Genomic DNA, 19,676 nt, shown 5'->3' with positions numbered 1-19,676 from the left:
ATAACAAACTCGTCATAGCGATAACTGCCTGCCAGCGGTATTCAATATTTCCATCACTAGCTCGTCAAAAGAGATACCCGCATGTGCCGCTGCCTGAGGAACCAAGCTATGGTCGGTCATCCCAGGCACCGTATTAACTTCCAGTAGCCAGAAACGCCCTTCGCTATCGCGCATGACATCCACCCGCCCCCAGCCAACGCCGCCAATCGCGGCAAACGCCTGTTGGCATAGATCCGCAAGCGCCGCTTCCTGCTCTGTGGGCAGTCCACACGGCAAATGATATTGAGTGGTATTGGCGATATATTTCGCTTCGTAGTCGTAGAAACCGCCCGGCACTTCAACGCGAATCGCTGGCAATACCTGGCTACCAAGCAGCGCGACCGTGTACTCGTCGCCGACGATAAAGCGCTCTGCCATGACGCGTGCGTCGAACTGCGCCGCCTCGTGATACGCAGCCTCAAGCGCCGCCTGGCTTTTGACAATGCTAATACCTAGCGTTGAGCCTTCATGCACGGGTTTCACAATCAGCGGCAAGCCAAGCTGAGCGACCACGGCTGACCAATCCGAACCGGCATCCAGCATGATGCTCTCTGGCGTCGGCAAGCCAACCGCACTCCATACCTGCTTGGTGCGCTGCTTATCCATGCCCAACGCTGAGGCAAGCACGCCACTCCCGGTATAGGGAATATTGAGCAGCTCCAGCGCGCCCTGAAGCGTGCCGTCTTCACCGCCGCGTCCATGCAAGGCAACGAAGACCACCGAAGGAGCCAGCTGCTCTAATCCCACCAGGCCGTTGTCGCGGGGGTCATAACCACAGGCATCGACGCCCTTACGCTGAAGGGCCTCAAGTACTGCCGCCCCGCTTTTAAGCGATACCTCGCGTTCAGCAGACGTACCGCCGTAAACGACAACGACTTTTCCGTGCGACTCAGGGGTTGTTACGTCAACGCTCACAGATCTACCTCGTTCATCGCTAGCTGTGCCTGTGCAAGACGCTGGGAAATCCCTCCCACATCACCAGCACCCTGGGTAATTAAAATATCGCCTGGCCGTAACACATTGGCTAACAGCACCGGCAACTCGTGCTTATGCTCGACAAAGAGCGGATCGACTTCTCCACGCTGGCGAATCGACCCAGCCAGGGTTCTCCCCTCGGCACCAGGAATAATAGCTTCACCGGCGCTGTAAACATCGAGCAGCACCAACGTATCGACTTGGGAAAGCACGCGTACAAAGTCTTCATATAAATCGCGGGTACGACTATAGCGATGAGGCTGGTAAAGCATCACCAGGCGGCGCTCGGGCCACCCAGCGCGAACGGCCTGAATAACCATGTCGACTTCACGTGGGTGGTGACCATAGTCATCCACCAGCATGATGTCGCCGCCGCCTTTTGGTGCAGGGAAATGCCCATGCACCTGAAACCGCCGACCCACGCCTGCAAAGCTCGCCAACCCACTCAAAATCGCACTATCGCTGACACCCGCATCAGTAGCCACAACAATCGCCGCCATGGCGTTAAGAGCATTGTGGCGACCCGGCATGGCCAAACGTACCGCTAGCGGCTCAGCGCCGCCTGGGCGTAACGCAGTAAACGAGACCTCTCCTTCTCGCTGGGCAAAATCGACAATGCGATAGTCAGCATCGCTATCAAAACCATAGGTCACAAACTGCCGCTTCACCTGATCGCACAGTACGCGGACATGCGGGTCATCAATACACAGTACCGCTAGGCCATAAAACGGTAGATTATGCAGGAATTCGATGAAGGTACTTTTCAGCCGCTCGAAGTCACCACCATAGGTCGCCATATGGTCAGCATCAATATTGGTAACGATGGATACCATTGGCTGCAGGTGCAGAAACGAGGCGTCGGACTCATCGGCTTCGGCAACGAGGTAGTCGCCCTCGCCCAGGCGAGCATTGGTACCGGCGCTGGTCAGCTTGCCGCCGATCACAAAGGTCGGGTCTAATCCTCCCTCTGCCAGCAGTGTCGACGTCAAACTGGTCGTGGTGGTTTTGCCATGGGTACCCGCCACGGCAATACCGTGACGGAAGCGCATCAGCTCAGCGAGCATCTCAGCCCGGCGCACAACCGGTACACGATGCTCATGGGCCCAGCGAATTTCAGGGTTGGTTTCATCGATTGCGCTAGACACCACCACTACGTCGGCGTTTTCCACATTTGCTTCAGCATGACCGATCGCCACGCATACGCCGCATTGGCGCAGCCGCTCTACGACTGAAGAGTTTTTCATATCACTACCGCTGACGATGTAGCCCTGGTTGGCCAGCACCTCTGCGATACCGCACATACCGGCGCCACCAATACCCACAAAATGAATGCGTCGAATGCGACGCATGCCTGGGCCAGCGGGAGTGCCACGTGAGGGTGTCGTGGGTTTGTCTTTATCGATCACGCAGAATCTCCTAGCTTTATCATCGCCAAACACCCTTCAGCCAAGCGCTGAGTCGCATCCAAATGCGCGGCCTGACGGGCGTTCGCCGCCATCGCAGCCAGGGTATTGGGGACGAGCAATTCATTTAAAAAGTCGCTTAAACGCTCAACCGTCAGCTCAGACTGTACAACGCACTTGGCGGCCCCCGCCTTAACTAACACCTGCGCGTTGATACGCTGATGGTCATCGACCGCAAAGGGAAAAGGCACCAGCAATGCAGGCTTGGCGGCGGCGGCCAGCTCGGCCACGGTGAGCGCACCAGAGCGGCATACCACTAAATCGGCCCACTCATAAGCAGCAGCCATATCATCAATAAAGGGACAAACCTCAGCGTTTACGCCGTGCTGCTGATAATTTTCGGCAGTAGCAACATCACGATCTTTACCCGCCTGATGGCGGACCTCGGGTCGTTGCTCAACTGGCAGTGCAGCAAGCGCTGTCGCCAAGCGTTCGTTTAGTGCAACTGCGCCAAGCGAGCCTCCAACCACTAGCAGACGCAGTGGCCGTGCAGAGAGCGTGCCAGCATTTCGTGGCGTGCTACCCAAGGCAGCGATATCGTCACGCACGGGATTTCCAATCACTTCGGCGCGCGAGCCAAAGGCTTCTGGGAAGGCGGCGTAGGTACGCTTAGCCAGTCGCGATAAAACGCGATTTGTCAGCCCTGCCACAGCGTTCTGTTCATGGATAACCAGGGGGATGCGAGTCAACCAAGCCGCCAACCCGCCGGGGCCACTGGCAAAGCCACCCAGGCCAACCACGACATGCGGCTTGAACTCTCGAATCACCGTCCGCGCTACTAAGACTGCACGGGTGAGATTCACCGGCGCCTTTAGCCAGCCGGTTATGCCGTTACCGCGCAGCCCGCTGATGGCAATAGTATGCAATCTAATACCCGCCTCAGGCACCAGACGGTTCTCAATCCCCCTGGGGCTGCCCAGCCACTCAACATCCACCTGCTGCTTCTGCAGTGCGTTGGCGAGGGAAAGCGCCGGGAACACATGGCCGCCGGTGCCACCTGCCATTATCAGCACTCGTCGCCTAACATTAGTCATCACATCAAACTCCTGATAGCACCAAGCGGCATAACGTTACGATAAACGCGGTTCATGGCGCGATTTATACGGGGTGGACGCACGTCGGGGGCGGTGACGCGTTTCGGCATCCGTGCGCAGCAGCAGCCCCACCATCACGCCAGTCACCAATAGACTTGAACCGCCATAGCTCATTAGCGGCAATGTTAAACCCTTGGTTGGCAACAGCCCGGAACTTACCGCCATATTAATAAACGCCTGCGCAGCCACAATAAACCCGATGCCGTAACTTACATAAGCGCCAAAAAGATGCCCGGCCATCTCCGCTTTGCGCCCTACCCACATAGCGCGCGCAATAAATAGCGTAAACAGCAGCACGACAATAATCGCGCCGATCATTCCGAGCTCCTCGGCGATCACCGCAAAGATAAAATCGGTATGCGCTTCCGGCAGGTAGTGTAGTTTTTGCACACTGTTGCCCAGGCCGGTGCCAGTCACGTGCCCTCGCCCGAAGGCAATCAGCGCCTGGGTTAATTGGTAACCTGTCGCAAATTGATCTGCCCAGGGGTCAAGAAAACTAGTCCAACGCGCCAGTCGATAGGGCTCTATCACCACCATCATAACCGCCCCTGAGCCAAGCAGCGCGCCACTGCCCACAAGCAGTACTAGCGATGCGCCACTCATCATCAGCATACCGATGACGCAAACGGTAAAGACCACCATGCCGCCAAAATCCGGGGCTAGAAACAGCAGCCCGGCAGGAACCGCCAGCACGGCTAATGGGCGCCACATGCTGAATGCGCGCCGTCGCAAATCGTAGGTAAAACGCGACATAAATGCCGCCATATAAAAAATCAGCCCAATTTTGGCAAATTCAGAGACCTGCAAACTAGGCAATGGCCCCGGCAACGCTATCCAGCGCTTACTGCCGTTGATCTCCTGGCCAATAATCAGTACTAGAAACAACAGAAAGATAGAGGCGAGCAGAATAAGCGCAGCATTCTGGCGCCAGGCTTCCAGCGGCACACAGAGCATAAATACACATGCCATGATAGCGAGTACTAGGAAAATGCCGTGCTGGCGGGAGTAGTGGTAAGTATCTTCCAGTAAGCCAATTGAAGCGGAACTCACCATTACCCAGCCCAAACCCGCTAAGGCTACTGCCGCCATCACCAGCCAGATATCACAAGGCAAATCACGCGTGGTAAGAACAGTACGCAGACGCTGAAGCCGGCTCATGACGCTCCCCCAGTAGTGGACGCTGCCTGTTGATGCACCCAACGGCGAAATACCTCGCCGCGTTCTTGGTAATTAGCAAACTGATCCAGGCTTGCACAGGCAGGTGATAGCAGCACACAGTCTCCAGGCTGAGCGATTTTAAACGCTGCTTGCATGGCCTGAGTTAGATCGTCTACTTGCTGAGTCGTCACGTGACCATCCAACGCCTCCGCCAATCGCGGAGCATCCAACCCAAACAGCAGCACATGACGCGCACACTTCTTCAAAGGCTCGGCCAGCGGGGTAAAATCCGCGCCCTTACCAACCCCGCCTGCCAATAAAATCAAACGTCCTTCCAGCGTAGCGCCAATGCCATTGATGGCTGCCAGAGTAGCGCCCACATTGGTGCCCTTGGTGTCGTTAACCCAGGTGACATCGTTGATACGCGCTATCATTTCGCTGCGATGTGCCAGCCCTTTAAAGTCACGCAGTGCGCGACACATGGGCGCCGCTGCAAACCCTAACGCCTGCCCCATCGCTAGCGCAGCCAGTGCATTAAGGTAATTGTGCTGCCCAGTCATGCTTAACTCATCAATGGACAACCAGGGGGTGTCGCCCTGCATCAGCATTAATTTACCTTGATCACGCGCCAGCCCCCACTGGCCCTCCACCGGAGCGTCATGGGAAAAGTAGGCCACTTGGTCAACGGGATAGTCAGGCCATGACAGAGGGTCATCCCCATTCACCACCGCGTGCTGGGCACCGATAAAGATACGTTGTTTTGCAGTTCGATAACCGTGCATATCACCGTGACGATCAAGGTGATCTTCGGACAGGTTCAGGAACGCGGCACAGCTCGCCCCCAGACAAGGTGTCGTCTCCAGCTGAAAGCTCGAGAGTTCAAGAATATAGAGCGCGGCATCCGGGTGGCTGGCCAACAAGTCCAACGCGGGGGTGCCCAAATTACCACCCACTGCCGCATTCACGCCTGCCTCCGCTGCCATTTCACCGAGCAGCGTGGTCACCGTCGACTTCGCATTAGAACCGGTAATCGCTGCGATGGGCGCCTTCGCGGCACGCACGAACAGGGCCATCTCACCCACTACCATCGGCTCCCCAGTGCGAGGATTTAACTGATCCGCCAGCTCTTTCAAGCCCGGCATTCTCGGGTCAAGCCCAGGGCTTACCACCACCTCTTCCACATCGCGCAGATCCAGAGCGGCAAGCGAGCCGCAGTGAATTTCCACCCCGGGATGCGCAGTGCGAAAATCATCAAGCCCCGGCGGTTCGGCCCGCGTGTCCGCTACCATGTAAGGTACATCTAAGCGACTTAAATGACGGCAGATAGCCCGACCGGAAAGCCCCAGCCCGACAACCAGCGTTACTCCCTTAGCTACTTGAACCATTACAAGCTCCCTCTCGCATCATGCCAACGATCCGTCGATGCACTCATGGTCAGATGCATTAACGAACTTTGAGCGTTGCGAGGCCAAGCAGCACCAGCACCACGGTAATAATCCAAAAGCGGACAATGACCCGCGGCTCAGGCCAGCCTTTCAATTCATAGTGATGATGCAAAGGCGCCATTCGGAAGATGCGACGCCCGGTAAGCTTGTAGGATCCCACCTGAAGGATGACCGAAACCGTTTCCATGACAAAAACACCGCCCATGATAAACAGCACAATCTCCTGGCGTACGATCACGGCCACCACACCCAGCGCAGCCCCTAACGCCAAGGCACCTACATCGCCCATAAAGACCTGGGCTGGATAAGTGTTAAACCATAAAAATCCCAGCCCAGCGCCAGCAATCGTGGCGCAGAACACGGCCAATTCGCCGGTTCCAGCAATAAACGGAATATGCAGATATTCGGCGAAAACCGTGTTGCCACTGGCATAAGCGAATATTGATAAGCCCATGGCCACGAGTACCGTCGGCATAATAGCCAGGCCATCTAATCCATCGGTTAGATTGACGGCGTTGGAACTGCCTACAATCACAAAATAGGTAAGCACGATATAGAAGACACCGAGCGGCAGAGCAACCTCTTTGAACAGCGGCACCAGCAGGCTGGTCTCGACCGGCGTGGAGGCGGTTAAATAGAGCAATAGCGCCGCCCCCAAACCCACCACCGACTGCCAGAAATACTTCCAGCGAGCGGGTAAACCGCGCGGATTTTTTTCCACTACTTTGCGGTAATCATCGACCCAGCCGATGGCGCCGAAGCCGAGCGTGACACCCAGCACCACCCAGATATAGAGATTGGTTAAGTCACCCCATAACAAGGTGCTGATGGCAATGGCCAGCAAAATCATTGCCCCCCCCATGGTGGGGGTGCCCGCTTTTGAGAGGTGGGATTGCGGCCCATCGTCACGCACGGATTGCCCGATCTGGCCTTCCACGAGGCGCCGAATCATCCATGGCCCCAGCCATAAACAGAGCATTAACGACGTGAGAGCGCCTAAAATTACGCGAAGGGTTAAATAGTTAACGACCTGAAAATCAGATTGGTACTGCGACAGAAAATTCGCCAAGTGAAGTAACATGAACGGCGTTTACCTTATTTATCCGAACGCAGTGCATTAACGACATGTTCCATGCCCGCACTGCGCGACCCTTTCACCAGCAACGTAGTGTCAGGCGGCAAAGTATGAGTGACATAACGCGTTAGCGTCTCGTGATCGTTAAAGTGCAGCCCACGACCAAAGGCTTCGCTGGCGGCACGTGCGGCCTCGCCCAGCGTTAACAGCTCATCAATACCAAGCTCGGCGGCATAGCGGCCGATATCGGCGTGCAGCGCAGCCGATGCTTCCCCCAGTTCGCCCATCGCCCCTAACGCACACCAGCGTGGCGGAGGAAAGCTGGCCAAGGTATCCAGGGCCGCTTTGACCGCGCCAGGATTGGCATTGTAAGTGTCATCCAGCACAGTGACACCGCGCCATCCGGATACCACGGCCAACCTACCGGCAAGCGCTTGCAGCGATTCCAAGCGTGATATCACTTGCTCTTCCGGCACGCCTAGCGTTAATGCTGCAGCTGCAGCAGCCAACGCATTACTGACATTGTGCTTGCCCAGTAACGGCAAACGCACCTGGCCCAGCGCTCGACCATGCTGAAATAGCGTGAAAGCATACCGCCCTTGCGAATCACAGGAAAGCGCTGCGGCGCTCACATCCGCCTCGGGGTGAAAACCAAAGCTCACCACCCGCCGCGGAGCCGCACAAGCAGCCCAAAACGTAAAATAGTGATCATCCCTATTCAGAACAGCAGTACCCTGCTCGCCCAGCCCGACCAGTAATTCACTTTTCGCCTGGGCAATCTGCCCCATGCCACCGAACTCGCCCACATGGGCACCGGTGACATTGGTGATAATCGCCACATCGGGCTTGGTCAGCGGGGCTGTCCAGGCGATTTCACCTAAATGATTAGCGCCCAGCTCGATCACCGCGGCTTGATGATGCGGCCGCAATCGCAATAAGGTCAGCGGCGCGCCAAAGTCGTTATTCAGATTACCTTGAGTGGCTAATACGTCGCCTAAAGGCGCTAGCAGAGCAGCACACATCTCTTTAACGGTCGTCTTACCGCTATTGCCGGTGACGGCTACCACGGGGCCATGCCATGCGCGCCGGTGCGCGCCGGCAATCAGCCCAAGGGCCAAACGTGTATCCGGGCACACCAGCTGGGGTAAGTCGGCAGCAACGGGGGCGTCGACCAATGCCGCTACGGCACCGAGCTCGCTGGCAAGCGCAACAAAATCATGACCGTCAAAGCGAGGGCCTTTAAGGGCAACAAACAGGCAGCCAGACTCGATCTTGCGGCTATCGGTAACGACTGAACTGACTAACAGCTGCGCTTTATCAACAGGCGCCTCAATACCCAGCACAGAGGCGAGCTGGCCAAGTGTCCACTGCATTAGTGACTTCTCCGCCCAGCAAAGGCACGCTGGATCTCTTCGCTATCGGCATAGGCATGGCGCACTCCCTGGATATCCTGATACGCCTCATGGCCTTTTCCGGCGATAAGCACGACATCCTGTAAAGCCGCCTGCTTAATAGCGGTGGCCACAGCCTCACGACGATCCCCGATTTCAATAGGGTTCGCGGTGTCAGAGAACCCAGACAAAATCTGTTGGCGGATTTGCTCAGCGGACTCGTGCCTAGGATTATCATCGGTAACGATAATGTGGTCTGCCAGCGCCTCGGCAGCTTTAGCCATTTCGGCTCGCTTACCTGTATCGCGCTCTCCCCCGCAGCCGAATACACACCACAATTTGCCAGCATCACCCAGATGGGCACGCAGCGCTTGTAACGCGCTATGAAGCGCATCCGGCGTGTGCGCATAATCCACCACCACGGTAGGCGTGCCGTCACCACCATAGCGCTCCATCCTGCCCGGCACCGGCGTCAGCGAAGACGCGGCTGAGAAGAGGTCGTCGAGTGATTCGCCTAATCCGTACAACACAGCCATCGCTAACAGCACGTTATCTAAATTAAAACGCCCCATTAAACCTAAGCTAAGCATTTTCTCGCCCTCGGGAGTCGCAATCATTGCCTGCTGCCCCTGCTCAGAGGGCTGCCAGTCCAGCACGCGCAAGGTAACGGCTTCATCTTTACCCGTCGCCAGCACCCGTACATTACTGTTGCAACCTGCCAGCATTAAGCGTGCTAAGGGGTCATCGCCATTGACTACCGCTAGACGGAGCTCCGAGCGCCGAAAAAGCTTCGCTTTGGATGCTGCATAGGCGGCCATGCTGCCATGATAATCCAAATGGTCGCGCGTCAGATTGGTAAACACGCCTACGCTTACGTTTACCGTTTCTAAGCGGTACTGATCCAGCGCATGGGAAGAGGCCTCAAGCGCCACACGCCGCACACTCTGGCTGGCAAGCTCACCCAGTGTCGCCTGCAGCGCTAAGGCGCCAGGCGTGGTTAAGCCGCTATCGCGCAACTCACCGGGACGCCCTACACCCAACGTACCAATCAGTCCGGTGGGCGTTCCTAATGTCTCGCTAAGTGCAGCGATATAATTAGTGACGGAGCTTTTACCGTTGGTACCGGTCACGCCAATCACTTCAAGATCATTAGGCACTTTAAACATGGCGCGCCCTAACTCACCCAAGCGCACCGAAAGATGCGGCAGTTTCAGCACGCGGCCTTCAAGCAGCACCTGACCGGGCTCGCCTTGCGCTAACACAAGCGCAGCACCCGCATTGAGCGCTTGCTCAATAAAATCGCGGCCATCACGCTGACTGCCCGGCACTGCCACAAAAACATCGCCCGTTTGTAGTTTGCGGGAATCCATTTCTATGCGTACTAGATCCGGCAGCTCAGGCAAATCGACGGGCAGTGGTGAATTAGGCCATACGTGCGCAAGCGCCGACACCACATCGACTGAACTCAGCGTCATGCAAACTCCTTAGAAAAACTACTCAGCATCGTGATCCGGCGGAACATCCAACAAGCGCAAAGCATTACCCGTTACGCTGGAAAAAACCGGGGCGGCGACAGCACCACCATAAAATTCGCCAGCCTTGGGGTGATCAATCATGACTACAGTGACAATACGCGGATCAGAAATAGGCGCAATCCCCGCAAACACACTGCGATAAGCATCGGTGGTATAGCCTTGCTGTCCGGTCTTACGTACGGTGCCCGTTTTCCCTCCCACGCGATAACCTTCCACCCGGGCTCGCCGACCACCGGTATAAGCGGCTACCGAGGTTTCCAAGATATTGAGCAGATCATTCGCAACCGTGGGCGATATAGCAGGAATGCCCTGAGGGGGCTCAGAAAGGCGTAAAAGAGAGGGCTGCAAACGAACACCATCATTAGCTAACGCCGTGTAAGCACTCGCTAGCTGCACCGCGGAAACAGAGAGTCCATAACCATAAGAGAGCGCTGCTCGCTCACTGCGCGACCAGCGCACCGGTGCGGGCAAACTACCCGTTGACTCACCAGGAAAACCTGTACCGGGCGCTTGCCCTAATCCTAACTGGTTATATTTTTCCCAAATAGCGGTATCGCTCAGTTGCAACGCTAAACGTGACATACCGATATTCGATGATTTCTCCAGGATACCGGCCAGATCCAACTCACCATAGTTACGAAAATCGCGAATTGTAAATTGGTCCAGCCGCATCCAACCGGGCGATGTATCCACTATGACATCGCGGTCTACCACCCCGCTTTCCAAAATAGCTGCCATGGCCAGAGGCTTCATGACCGAACCAGGCTCAAATACATCCACCAGTGCTTGGTTACGCAACCCACGCGGATCGAGTCCTGCCCGGTTATTAGGGTTATAGGAGGGCAAGTTCGCCATTGCCAACACTTCTCCCGTGCGCGCATCCATCATTACCAGCACGCCACCATCAGCCTCATTCTCAGCGACCGCCGCACGCAGCTCTCGGTACGCCATATACTGAATACGCTGATCAATAGCCAAGGTGAGCTCGCCACCCGGCTGGGCCTCGTTAATCACGCCAAGCTCACGCACCAGACGCCCACGGCGATCTTTAATTACCCGCCGCTGTCCAGGGTGGCCGGCCAAATAGGGCTGATAGGAGAGCTCTAAACCTTCTTGCCCAATGTCATCAACGTTGGTGACGCCCAATAATTGCGCCGCCACTTCGCCAGCAGGATAGTAACGCTTGTATTCACGCTGGGGATAAACACCGGGGGTCCGTAGATTAAGGATCTGCTGAGCGGCGGCGGGTGTCATTTGGCGGCGTAAATACATAAATTCACGCTCGCTAAAGCGTGCTACACGCGACTCAAAGTCATCCAGCGTCATCCCTAACGCTTGGGCTAGCATAACGCGCTGTATGGCATCCTCGGGCAACTCCTGGGGATTCGCCCAGAGTGTGACGACTGGCGTAGAAATAGCCAGTGGCTCTCCATTACGATCGGTAATCATACCGCGGTGGGCGGGAATCGCTTCATGGCGGAGGGTACGTGCATCCCCCTGGCTTTGCAGAAAGGGGCGGTCAATTACCTGAAGCAGCGTAATGCGGCCGATTAAAATAGCGGATGCTAGGCCAATCGCAAACAAGATAAACAGGAACCGACCACCACCCAAAGGGGGCGCAATTGGCGCTTGGCGGGAGGTACCTCCTCGACGCTCACCTCTCATGGCCTAATCACCTCAACATCATGGACATCGGGGATTCGCATGCCCAGGCGCTCAGTGGCAATTTGCTCAATGCGGGCTGGGGTTGACCATGCGCCCTCTTCAAGTAGCAGCTGCCCCCACTCTGTTTGCAGTTGGTTTTCTTCTTGCTCTAGCTGTTGCAGCTGAGCAAATTGCACCCGCGTCATATGCGTAGTAATGACAACAGCTAACCCAGAGGCCATGCAGAGTAAAAATAACAGGCTAATAACCACTGGCCAGGCGCGCAGGCGTAGCTTGAAAGGCCATTCGGTGCGTAGCGTGGTTGCCCACTGCTCAATCCGATCCATGCTCATGATTACATCCGTGATTACATCCGTTTGCGTGCAGCCCGCATGACGGCACTTCGTGCGCGAGGATTAGCATCCACTTCTTCCTCACTTGGCCGCACGCCTTTGCCTAACGCCTCAAGACGCCGATTCAATTGATCGTCGCGAATAGGCACTCCACGCGGAAGGTCAGTGTCACCGCGCACATGATGACGGATAAAGCGCTTCACGCGGCGATCTTCCAGCGAGTGAAAACTGATAACCACTAAGTGACCGCCGGGGGCAAGCGCCTCAAGCGCCGCATCAAGCGCACTGTCTAACTGCTCAAGCTCGCCGTTGACGAATATACGCAGCCCTTGGAACGCTTTGGTGGCTGGGTGACGCCCTTTTTCCCAGGCGGGGTGAGCAACTTTAAGTACTTCAGCCAAATCCACCGTATGGGTGAATGGCTTCTCGACTCGACGAGTGACCACCGCCCGGGCTAAACGCTTGGCATAACGCTCTTCACCATAGGTTTTAAACACGTAGGCAATATCAGCCTCACTGGCACGCGCCAAGAATTCAGCAACACTTTGTCCCTGGGTAGGATCCATGCGCATATCCAGCGGGCCATCACGCATAAAACTAAAACCGCGCTCGGGATCATCAAGCTGAGGGGAGGAAACGCCTACATCAAGCAGCACCCCTGAAAGCTTACCGAACACGCCTTGCTCACGAGCAAATTCGGCAAGCTGGGCAAACTCACGCTGGGTAATCTGGAAACGCGAATCATCAATGTCAGCCGCTGCGGCAATGGCTTGGGGGTCGCGATCCATGGCGAGCAGCTGACCTTGCTCGCTCAGACGGTCAAGAATTACCCGTGAGTGACCGCCTCTCCCGAAAGTACCGTCTAAATAGACGCCTTGATCGTCATGCACCAGGGCATCAATAGCACCTTCCAGTAGTACGCTGGTATGGCGAAAGCGGGAAGCAACCTGTTCAGCGTCAGGAGAAGGCATTTTTTTCTCACACAAGATGTTAGAGACAACGTAATAAAGAGCGTGCATGCACGCCCTGATGTGGAAATGGGGGAGTCGGCCGATAAGCCGGGTTCTGTCGTGGACAGCCATTCCTCTAGGCGCTGCGTTACCACAGCGCTCAAGCAACCTACCCGGACCCAGCGCGGGCCACGCCATTGGGTCCCTATTTGGTCTTGCTCCGAGTGGGGTTTACCATGCCACGCACTGTTACCAGGCGCGCGGTGCGCTCTTACCGCACCCTTTCACCCTTACCGGCCCCAGCGGTTTATTTCTGGGGCTTAGGCGGTCTACTCTCTGCTGCACTTTCCGTCGGCTCACACCGCCCAGGCGTTACCTGGCACTCTGCCCTATGGAGCCCGGACTTTCCTCCCCCAACACCTTTTGAGGGGTATTAGCGGCGACTGTCTGGCCAACTCCGGCGGCAAGCATACCAGCGCCCTCGACTTGCCTCAATGCTCGCCTTTAATTGCTTGCAAACGAGCATACCAAACTTGCTTGCGGCCACCGAGCATTCGCGCGGCAATCGCAGCGCCCTGCTTAACGCCCACGCCCTCTGCCAGCAGTGCCTCTAGCAAGGCCTCCGCTGATATATTCTGATATTCACTCTGCTCAACCGGCGGAGCGCCAGCCACAATAATGACGAATTCGCCGCGAGCTTGATTAGGGTCAGCCGCCAACTGCTCAAGTAAACTCTCAGGCGTTCCGTGCAAAAATGTCTCAAACGTTTTGGTTAGCTCACGCGCTAATACCACATCCCGCCCGGCCATTTGCTCCTGCAGCGCCTCAAGGGTGTGCACGATGCGATGAGGCGACTCGTAAAACACCAACGTCTCTTCACGGGTTTTCCAGCCCTCTAGCGATTGACGTCGAGCGCCTGGCTTAGCGGGCAAAAAACCAGCAAATACGAATCGGTCGGTGGGCAGCCCGGCTCCTGACAGCGCGGTGATCAGCGCACAGGGGCCAGGAATCGGCACGATATGGCGGTTTCGCGCCCGCAACTCACGAACCAACACAAAACCTGGATCGCTAATCAACGGTGTTCCTGCATCGCTGATTAAGGCAATATCTTCTCCTGCGGCGAGATAGCTATCCAAGGTATCCACACGACGCGCTTCATTGTGTTCGTGTAAGGAGACCATCGGCTTATTCAAGCCTAAGTGCGCCAACAGGCGGCCGCTATGGCGGGTATCTTCAGCTGCAACCCGCGCGACTTGCCCTAATACCCGAGCGGCACGTGCGGTTAAGTCGTCCAAATTCCCAATTGGCGTGGCAACCACGTACAATGTACCCGGATTATGGTCTGGCATTGTTGACTCTCAATTCGTTGATGGCTTGCTCTATCGGTGCGCTATGCTTGTGCCGTAGCCTCGGCAATCGTTGGCAAGCAGCGACAGCGCAAATGGAAACTTAAGGAAGGATACATGAAACAGTCATTACGTGGCTTACTCGCCGCAGCCCTTGTGGCATTTCTCGTTGCTGGCTGTGCGATGCAGTCACCAAGCGTGGTAGACCGCGTGCCTGTTGAAGACCCAGGTCAATTACTCAACCAAGCGGAACAGCAGGCACCCGAACAAGCAGCTAAAACGCGCCTGGAAGCAGCCAACATTCTTGCGAGACAGGGTGAGCGCGACAGAGCCTTTGAAACCGCCGACGGAATCGATGAAAGCCTGCTATCAGAGCCTGATCGTGTGCGCTGGGCGTTGCTATTTTCCGAACTTGCCCGCGCACTGGACGAACCAAGCGCCGTGTTACGCGCCACACAAGTACTCGACGACGAACTGCCAATGCAGGCTAGCCAGCAAGAGAGGCTTGCAGAGCGTCAGCGCTGGGCTCGTGAAGCGCTTGACCAAACTGGCGCGGTAACGGTCGCACTGCCTGAGCTTGAAGGTCAGGCAATACGCCGTATCGTGGTTGCACTGCCCGAATCTGGCCCACTTAGCAGCGTCGCTAACACCATCGCTACCGCCATGCGCCAGCACCATGATGTTAAAGGGGGCAATACCGAACTCAGCTTTCTCGACGCGTCGCGCTACTCACTTGATGAGCTCTATGACCGCGCCCAGCAAATGAACGCGCAACTAATGATTGGCCCATTAGATAAAAGCCAAGTCACCCAGCTAGAGCAACGCGATAGTGTTCCCCTTCCTACGCTGGCGCTCAACTATGGCAGTGGCGATAACAACCAAGCACAGCGGCTATTCCAGTACGGCCTCTCCGCTGAAGATGAAGCACGCCAAGCGGCTCGCCGTGCGTGGCAGGATGGCCACCGCCAAATGTCCATGATGGTGCCTGATAACGACTGGGGGCGCCGCGTAGGTGAAGCCTTTTGGAATGAGTGGCATAGCCAAGGCGGTGAAGTTGCCAACGCCGTACGCTATAACCCTGATAGCTCAGTCTCTAATGCGGTACAAACCGCTCTCAATGTCAGCGGCGAACGCGCCCGCCTAAGCAATATTGACGCACTTTTCCTACTCGCGTTACCGGAATATGCGCGCCAAGTGCCGCCCACCATGGACTATTATTACGCCCCTGATCTGCCAATTTATGCCACATCGCATTTACATGAAGGCCGCTTGCAAACGCGCCTTGATCAAGATTTAAACGATGTCATGTTTATGGATATCCCCTGGCAAATCCCCGATGCTGCGGTTGGTGGTGAAGAAGCGCTTCCTTTTGCATCCACCTATCAGAGCCTACGCGATGAATCGGATGCCTCTATGTTCCGCCTAATGGCCATGGGTGTTGATGCTTACGAGCTGGCGATTCGCTTCTCAAATCTTAACGAGCTCAACGGCTTGAACGGCAGTACCGGCATGCTTTACTTAAACGACGACGGCCGCATTTACCGTGAGCTGCCTTGGGCAAAATTCCAAAACGGTGTTCCATCGCCTATTTTGATCCCTAACCGTAACGTCAGTGACGAATAACGCCCATACCGCTCGTGCCCGCGGCGCAGCCATTGAGCAGATAGCTGCTCAATGGCTGCGCCAACAGGGACTCACCCTCGTCACGCAAAATCATCACGTGAAAGGGGGTGAGCTTGACTTGGTAATGCGAGATGGCGATATTCTCGTCTTTGTCGAAGTTAAACATCGCACGACGACGCGCTATGGACATCCTCTAGAAACGGTCACCCACCAGAAACAGCAGCGATTGGTTCGTGCAGCTAGGTTATATATCGCTCGCGGTGGACTTTCATCGCCATCCCGCTTTGATATCCTGGCGATTACCGGCAAGTCCCCCGATCTTGAGTTTCACTGGGTGAAAGCTGCTTTTGATGCCTTTTGACTGTCTTTAAAAACGGTCTTTACACTTTAATTTAACCAGGAAGCCCTGATGGACTTTCAATCTCGGATACTCGGCCACTTTAACGCCAGCATCGACACTAAAACGTATGCCAGCGAAGTGCTTCCGCCCTTTATTGAAGTGGCAAGCCAAATGATGGTGCAGTGCCTTGTTAGCGAAGGAAAAATACTTAGCTGCGGCAATGGCGGAAGTGCAGGCGACAGCCAGCACTTCTCCTCTGAACTGCTCAACCGTTTCGAACGCGAACGGCCAAGCCTGCCTGCGTTAGCGCTCACCACCGACACATCCACGCTAACGTCTATCGCTAACGACTATAGCTATAATGAGGTATTTTCAAAGCAGATCCGCGCACTGGGCCAGCCGGGTGACGTGCTGCTGGCTATCTCAACTAGCGGCAATTCAGGCAATATTGTGCAAGCTATCCAGGCGGCGCATGATCGTGATATGACCGTTGTTGCCCTTACCGGTCGCGATGGCGGCGATATGGCCTCGCTGCTAGGCCAGGATGATTGTGAAATCCGCGTTCCTGCTACCTCGACGGCGCGCATCCAAGAGGTTCATCTTTTGGTAATTCACTGCCTATGCGATCTTATCGACGAACAACTGTTTGGCAGCGCTTAAACACCAGCAGTCCTTGTTTATAGCGTTAACATAAACGGACTTTGATTAATTTTTTAACAGCTAGCTAGCACCAAGGAGCCATACCGATGCCCCAGCACCTCTCCTCTCGCGGTTTTATCGCTGCTGCGCTTTGCGCGGTAATGTTTATCAGCGGCTGTGCCAATAACTCCGCTTCCAATCAGTCAAACTATGCCCAACGTAGCGACGACGTTGAAGCCATTGATGCCACCATAGAGCGTGAAGTTGACGACGCACTTGAGCGTGCCGATGCGCGACTAGGCGACGCCCGCATCCGCGCCCATGCCTATAACGGTGTGGTGCTATTGGTGGGACAAGTGCCTAGTGAAGAGTTACGCGCGATGGCAGGCGAAGTCACCAGCAGTTTACGTGGGGTCAATGAAGTTCATAACGAACTCACCATTGCCGCTCGCCTACCGGCCAGCCAGCGCCTGACGGACACATGGCTAACCACCAACGTCATCAGCCACCTGGCAACTAATGATCACATTGATTCCTCTAAACTAAAAGTGACTACAGAAAACGCCAGCGTTTACCTGATGGGCAGCGTGACGCGTGAAGAAGCCGACCGCATCGTCAATGCAGCCTCCGCAGTTGGCGGCGTACAGCGAATCGTCAAGGTGTTTGACTACATCGACTAATCTGTACGTGCTTTTATTGCCAGCTCGCATAAAAAAGCCTCGCTTGATAAAAGCGAGGCTTTTTAATACATACTGACCCGTCCTGAATAGAGTTGACACGTTCCCGTCCTTATTTTGGGAGAGCGTGATGAGTCAACGAGTTAAGCGCACACAGAAAGACTACACACTGGCCTTTAAACAGGCCGTGGTAGAGCAAGTGGAACGTGGCGAGATGACCTATAAACAGGCGCAGAGTCGTTACGGTATTCAAGGTCGCACGACGGTATTAAAGTGGTTACGTCGATATGGTCATCAGGACTGGAGTCCCGGTGCCACACAGCGCTCTAGAAGGAGTCCCGACATGCCCCGGCCACTTACCCCTGAACAACGGATCAAAGAGCTTGAAGAGAAGTTGCGGCTTGCTGAGCAAAAGGCTCAGTTCTTCGAAGCTGTTGTGGAGGTGATGGAGAAGGATTACGGGGTGTCCGTAAAAAAGCAGCCAGACAAGTCCTCACGCAAGAACGTGTTGCCGGATTAACCATCAGCAGGGTATGCCACCTTCTCGGCATCAGCCGCCAGGCTTGGTATCAGGCCAAAAAAGCGCAGCAGTCGCGAGAGGCCCGGGAGCAGCGGATCGTCGATTTTGTTCGAGACATACGACTTACCCAGCCTCGACTAGGCACCCGCAAGCTGCATCACTTGCTGCACCGCCAAGCAGATCAAGAGTTGCACGTGGGACGAGATCAGCTCTTTCAGGTCCTTCGTACGCGGCGTCTGCTGGTGCCCATACGCCGAGCTTATCATAAGACGACGCACAGCCATCATCGCTTCCGGCGACATCCGAACCTGCTCAAGCCAGGCCCCGAGCAGGTGGTTGCCTGCCGCCCTAATCAGGTCTGGGTCGCTGACATTACCTATCTACCGACGCGTCACGGGATGAGCTATTTAAGTCTGGTCACCGATGCTTACTCCCGCAAAATCGTCGGTCATCACGTCCATGAGAGCTTACGTAGCCAGGACGTAGAGCAAGCGTTACGCAACGCTCTACGCCAACGGTTAGGAAGCGAGCCGTTAATCCACCACTCGGATCGAGGCATCCAATACTGCTGTGACAGCTATCAGAAGATACATCGCCAGTACGGTATCCAGTGCTCAATGACAGACGGTTATGACTGTTATCAAAACGCTCTCGCAGAACGTGTAAACGGAATATTGAAGACTGAATTCCTCTTGGTTCAGCCAGGAGATGTTTGTCAGGCGCGTACGATGGTGAATGAGTCCGTCGAGATATATAACAGTCAGCGGCCGCACCTAGCGCTGAAATACAAAACGCCCAATGCAGTGCACTGGGCGTTTGAGATGAAATAAGTGTCAATCTATTTTAGGACTAGACATACCACAGGTGTTATTTAACTAGCGTTATTTAACAACCCGCAGTGTTGGTTTTTTCTTAGTGCTAGAAGCTTTATCAGAGGTTTCGGCTGAAGTTTTGGGATCGCCATGTTCATCATGAACTGGCTCAGTGACCGAAAGCTCAGGCTTACCAGAGGCTTTCTCGTCGTCCTCAATATCCCCAAAAGATTCGGTGTCTTCACCCAGCTCAGGCTCATGGCCAAAAACCATTCCAGCGCCATTTTCCCGGGCATAAATAGCAATCAAAGCCGGCGTCGGAATCATCACCTGCATCGGCTGCCCACCAAAGCGGGCATTAAAGCCTATTGCCTGATTCTCCATAAAAAGATCGCGCACGGCAGTAGGTGCCACGTTCAAAACAATCTGGCCATTCTGGACAAACTGGCGAGGCACCTCGACGCCTGGCAAAGTAGCATCCACTACTAGATAAGGCGTTAGCTCATTATCCAGCAGCCACTCATAAAGCGCTCTGGCGAGATAGGGGCGACTCGATTTCATCTAGACTCCCTCCTCCTTACAAGTAAGGCTCCCTGC

At 55.4% G+C, this 19,676-nt stretch carries 18 protein-coding genes and 1 other RNA gene; 5 read left to right on the top strand and 14 right to left on the bottom strand.

Annotation, left to right across the window (positions count from 1 at the left end; translation table 11 throughout):
* Positions 1 to 12: 12 nt before the first annotated feature.
* The 13 genes from ACXUPB_RS08605 to rsmI all read right to left on the bottom strand — a co-directional run bounded on the left by ACXUPB_RS08605 (position 13) and on the right by rsmI (position 14,471).
* Entirely contained in the window at positions 13 to 954 is a 942-nt protein-coding gene (locus ACXUPB_RS08605; protein ID WP_472956245.1) for a D-alanine--D-alanine ligase, read from the bottom strand.
* Positions 951 to 2,363 (bottom strand): UDP-N-acetylmuramate--L-alanine ligase, encoded by a 1,413-nt coding sequence (murC, locus tag ACXUPB_RS08600; RefSeq protein ID WP_472956709.1) that lies wholly within the window; start codon positions 2,361 to 2,363, stop codon positions 951 to 953. The genes ACXUPB_RS08605 and murC overlap by 4 nt, the downstream gene beginning before the upstream one ends.
* Before the next feature lie 53 nt (positions 2,364 to 2,416).
* Positions 2,417 to 3,511 carry an undecaprenyldiphospho-muramoylpentapeptide beta-N-acetylglucosaminyltransferase gene (murG, locus tag ACXUPB_RS08595; RefSeq protein WP_472956707.1) on the bottom strand — a complete coding sequence of 365 codons (1,095 nt, stop codon included), beginning with the start codon at positions 3,509 to 3,511 and terminating at the stop codon, positions 2,417 to 2,419.
* A 36-nt stretch (positions 3,512 to 3,547) separates the two neighbouring features.
* Positions 3,548 to 4,729 (bottom strand): putative lipid II flippase FtsW, encoded by a 1,182-nt coding sequence (gene ftsW / locus ACXUPB_RS08590; RefSeq protein WP_281662129.1) that lies wholly within the window; start codon positions 4,727 to 4,729, stop codon positions 3,548 to 3,550.
* The gene (murD, locus tag ACXUPB_RS08585; RefSeq protein ID WP_179914834.1) at positions 4,726 to 6,114 is read right to left on the bottom strand and encodes a UDP-N-acetylmuramoyl-L-alanine--D-glutamate ligase; all 1,389 of its coding nucleotides are present in this window, start codon (positions 6,112 to 6,114) and stop codon (positions 4,726 to 4,728) included. Before murD ends, ftsW begins: the two co-directional genes overlap by 4 nt.
* Positions 6,115 to 6,172: 58 nt before the next feature.
* Complete coding sequence (mraY, locus tag ACXUPB_RS08580) at positions 6,173 to 7,255, bottom strand: phospho-N-acetylmuramoyl-pentapeptide-transferase (RefSeq protein ID WP_472956244.1); 1,083 nt, start codon at positions 7,253 to 7,255, stop codon at positions 6,173 to 6,175.
* Between the two features lie 14 nt (positions 7,256 to 7,269).
* The gene (locus tag ACXUPB_RS08575; RefSeq protein ID WP_179914833.1) at positions 7,270 to 8,622 is read right to left on the bottom strand and encodes a UDP-N-acetylmuramoyl-tripeptide--D-alanyl-D-alanine ligase; all 1,353 of its coding nucleotides are present in this window, start codon (positions 8,620 to 8,622) and stop codon (positions 7,270 to 7,272) included.
* Positions 8,622 to 10,115, bottom strand: coding sequence for a UDP-N-acetylmuramoyl-L-alanyl-D-glutamate--2,6-diaminopimelate ligase (locus ACXUPB_RS08570; protein WP_179914832.1), 1,494 nt, complete (start codon positions 10,113 to 10,115; stop codon positions 8,622 to 8,624). The genes ACXUPB_RS08575 and ACXUPB_RS08570 overlap by 1 nt, the downstream gene beginning before the upstream one ends.
* Positions 10,116 to 10,133: 18 nt before the next feature.
* Complete coding sequence (locus tag ACXUPB_RS08565; RefSeq protein ID WP_176303104.1) at positions 10,134 to 11,840, bottom strand: peptidoglycan D,D-transpeptidase FtsI family protein; 1,707 nt, start codon at positions 11,838 to 11,840, stop codon at positions 10,134 to 10,136.
* Positions 11,837 to 12,172 (bottom strand): cell division protein FtsL, encoded by a 336-nt coding sequence (gene ftsL, locus ACXUPB_RS08560; protein ID WP_101146228.1) that lies wholly within the window; start codon positions 12,170 to 12,172, stop codon positions 11,837 to 11,839. Before ftsL ends, ACXUPB_RS08565 begins: the two co-directional genes overlap by 4 nt.
* Before the next feature lie 14 nt (positions 12,173 to 12,186).
* Positions 12,187 to 13,143, bottom strand: coding sequence for a 16S rRNA (cytosine(1402)-N(4))-methyltransferase RsmH (gene rsmH / locus ACXUPB_RS08555; RefSeq protein ID WP_336272939.1), 957 nt, complete (start codon positions 13,141 to 13,143; stop codon positions 12,187 to 12,189).
* A gap of 67 nt (positions 13,144 to 13,210) precedes the next feature.
* Positions 13,211 to 13,581, bottom strand: an RNA gene (gene rnpB, locus ACXUPB_RS08550) — RNase P RNA component class A.
* 32 nt (positions 13,582 to 13,613) lie between these two features.
* Entirely contained in the window at positions 13,614 to 14,471 is an 858-nt protein-coding gene (rsmI, locus tag ACXUPB_RS08545) for a 16S rRNA (cytidine(1402)-2'-O)-methyltransferase (protein WP_472956241.1), read from the bottom strand.
* Positions 14,472 to 14,585: 114 nt separating this feature from the next.
* Here rsmI and ACXUPB_RS08540 point away from each other — a divergent pair, with 114 nt between their 5' ends.
* The 5 genes from ACXUPB_RS08540 to ACXUPB_RS08520 all read left to right on the top strand — a co-directional run bounded on the left by ACXUPB_RS08540 (position 14,586) and on the right by ACXUPB_RS08520 (position 19,097).
* The gene (locus ACXUPB_RS08540) at positions 14,586 to 16,091 is read left to right on the top strand and encodes a penicillin-binding protein activator (protein ID WP_472956239.1); all 1,506 of its coding nucleotides are present in this window, start codon (positions 14,586 to 14,588) and stop codon (positions 16,089 to 16,091) included.
* Complete coding sequence (locus ACXUPB_RS08535) at positions 16,081 to 16,452, top strand: YraN family protein (RefSeq protein ID WP_336269317.1); 372 nt, start codon at positions 16,081 to 16,083, stop codon at positions 16,450 to 16,452. The genes ACXUPB_RS08540 and ACXUPB_RS08535 overlap by 11 nt, the downstream gene beginning before the upstream one ends.
* Before the next feature lie 48 nt (positions 16,453 to 16,500).
* The gene (locus ACXUPB_RS08530; protein ID WP_008958676.1) at positions 16,501 to 17,091 is read left to right on the top strand and encodes a phosphoheptose isomerase; all 591 of its coding nucleotides are present in this window, start codon (positions 16,501 to 16,503) and stop codon (positions 17,089 to 17,091) included.
* 86 nt (positions 17,092 to 17,177) lie between these two features.
* A complete protein-coding gene (locus ACXUPB_RS08525; RefSeq protein ID WP_336269319.1) occupies positions 17,178 to 17,750 on the top strand; it encodes a BON domain-containing protein in 573 nt (190 codons plus the stop codon).
* A gap of 127 nt (positions 17,751 to 17,877) precedes the next feature.
* Positions 17,878 to 19,097, top strand: a protein-coding gene (locus ACXUPB_RS08520; protein WP_336274203.1) for an IS3 family transposase whose coding sequence is annotated in 2 segments (ribosomal slippage) — positions 17,878 to 18,225 and positions 18,228 to 19,097 — 1,218 coding nt in all. Because the reading frame shifts where the segments join, the coding sequence is not laid out codon by codon here.
* A 51-nt stretch (positions 19,098 to 19,148) separates the two neighbouring features.
* Here ACXUPB_RS08520 and ACXUPB_RS08515 read toward each other — a convergent pair.
* The gene (locus ACXUPB_RS08515) at positions 19,149 to 19,640 is read right to left on the bottom strand and encodes a ClpXP protease specificity-enhancing factor (protein ID WP_472956235.1); all 492 of its coding nucleotides are present in this window, start codon (positions 19,638 to 19,640) and stop codon (positions 19,149 to 19,151) included.
* Positions 19,641 to 19,676 lie beyond the last annotated feature (36 nt).

Source organism: Vreelandella sp. DA03-1M, from assembly GCF_055725665.1.
Note: the sequence above shows the minus strand (reverse complement) of the source record. Positions and strands in the feature narration are given on the sequence as shown.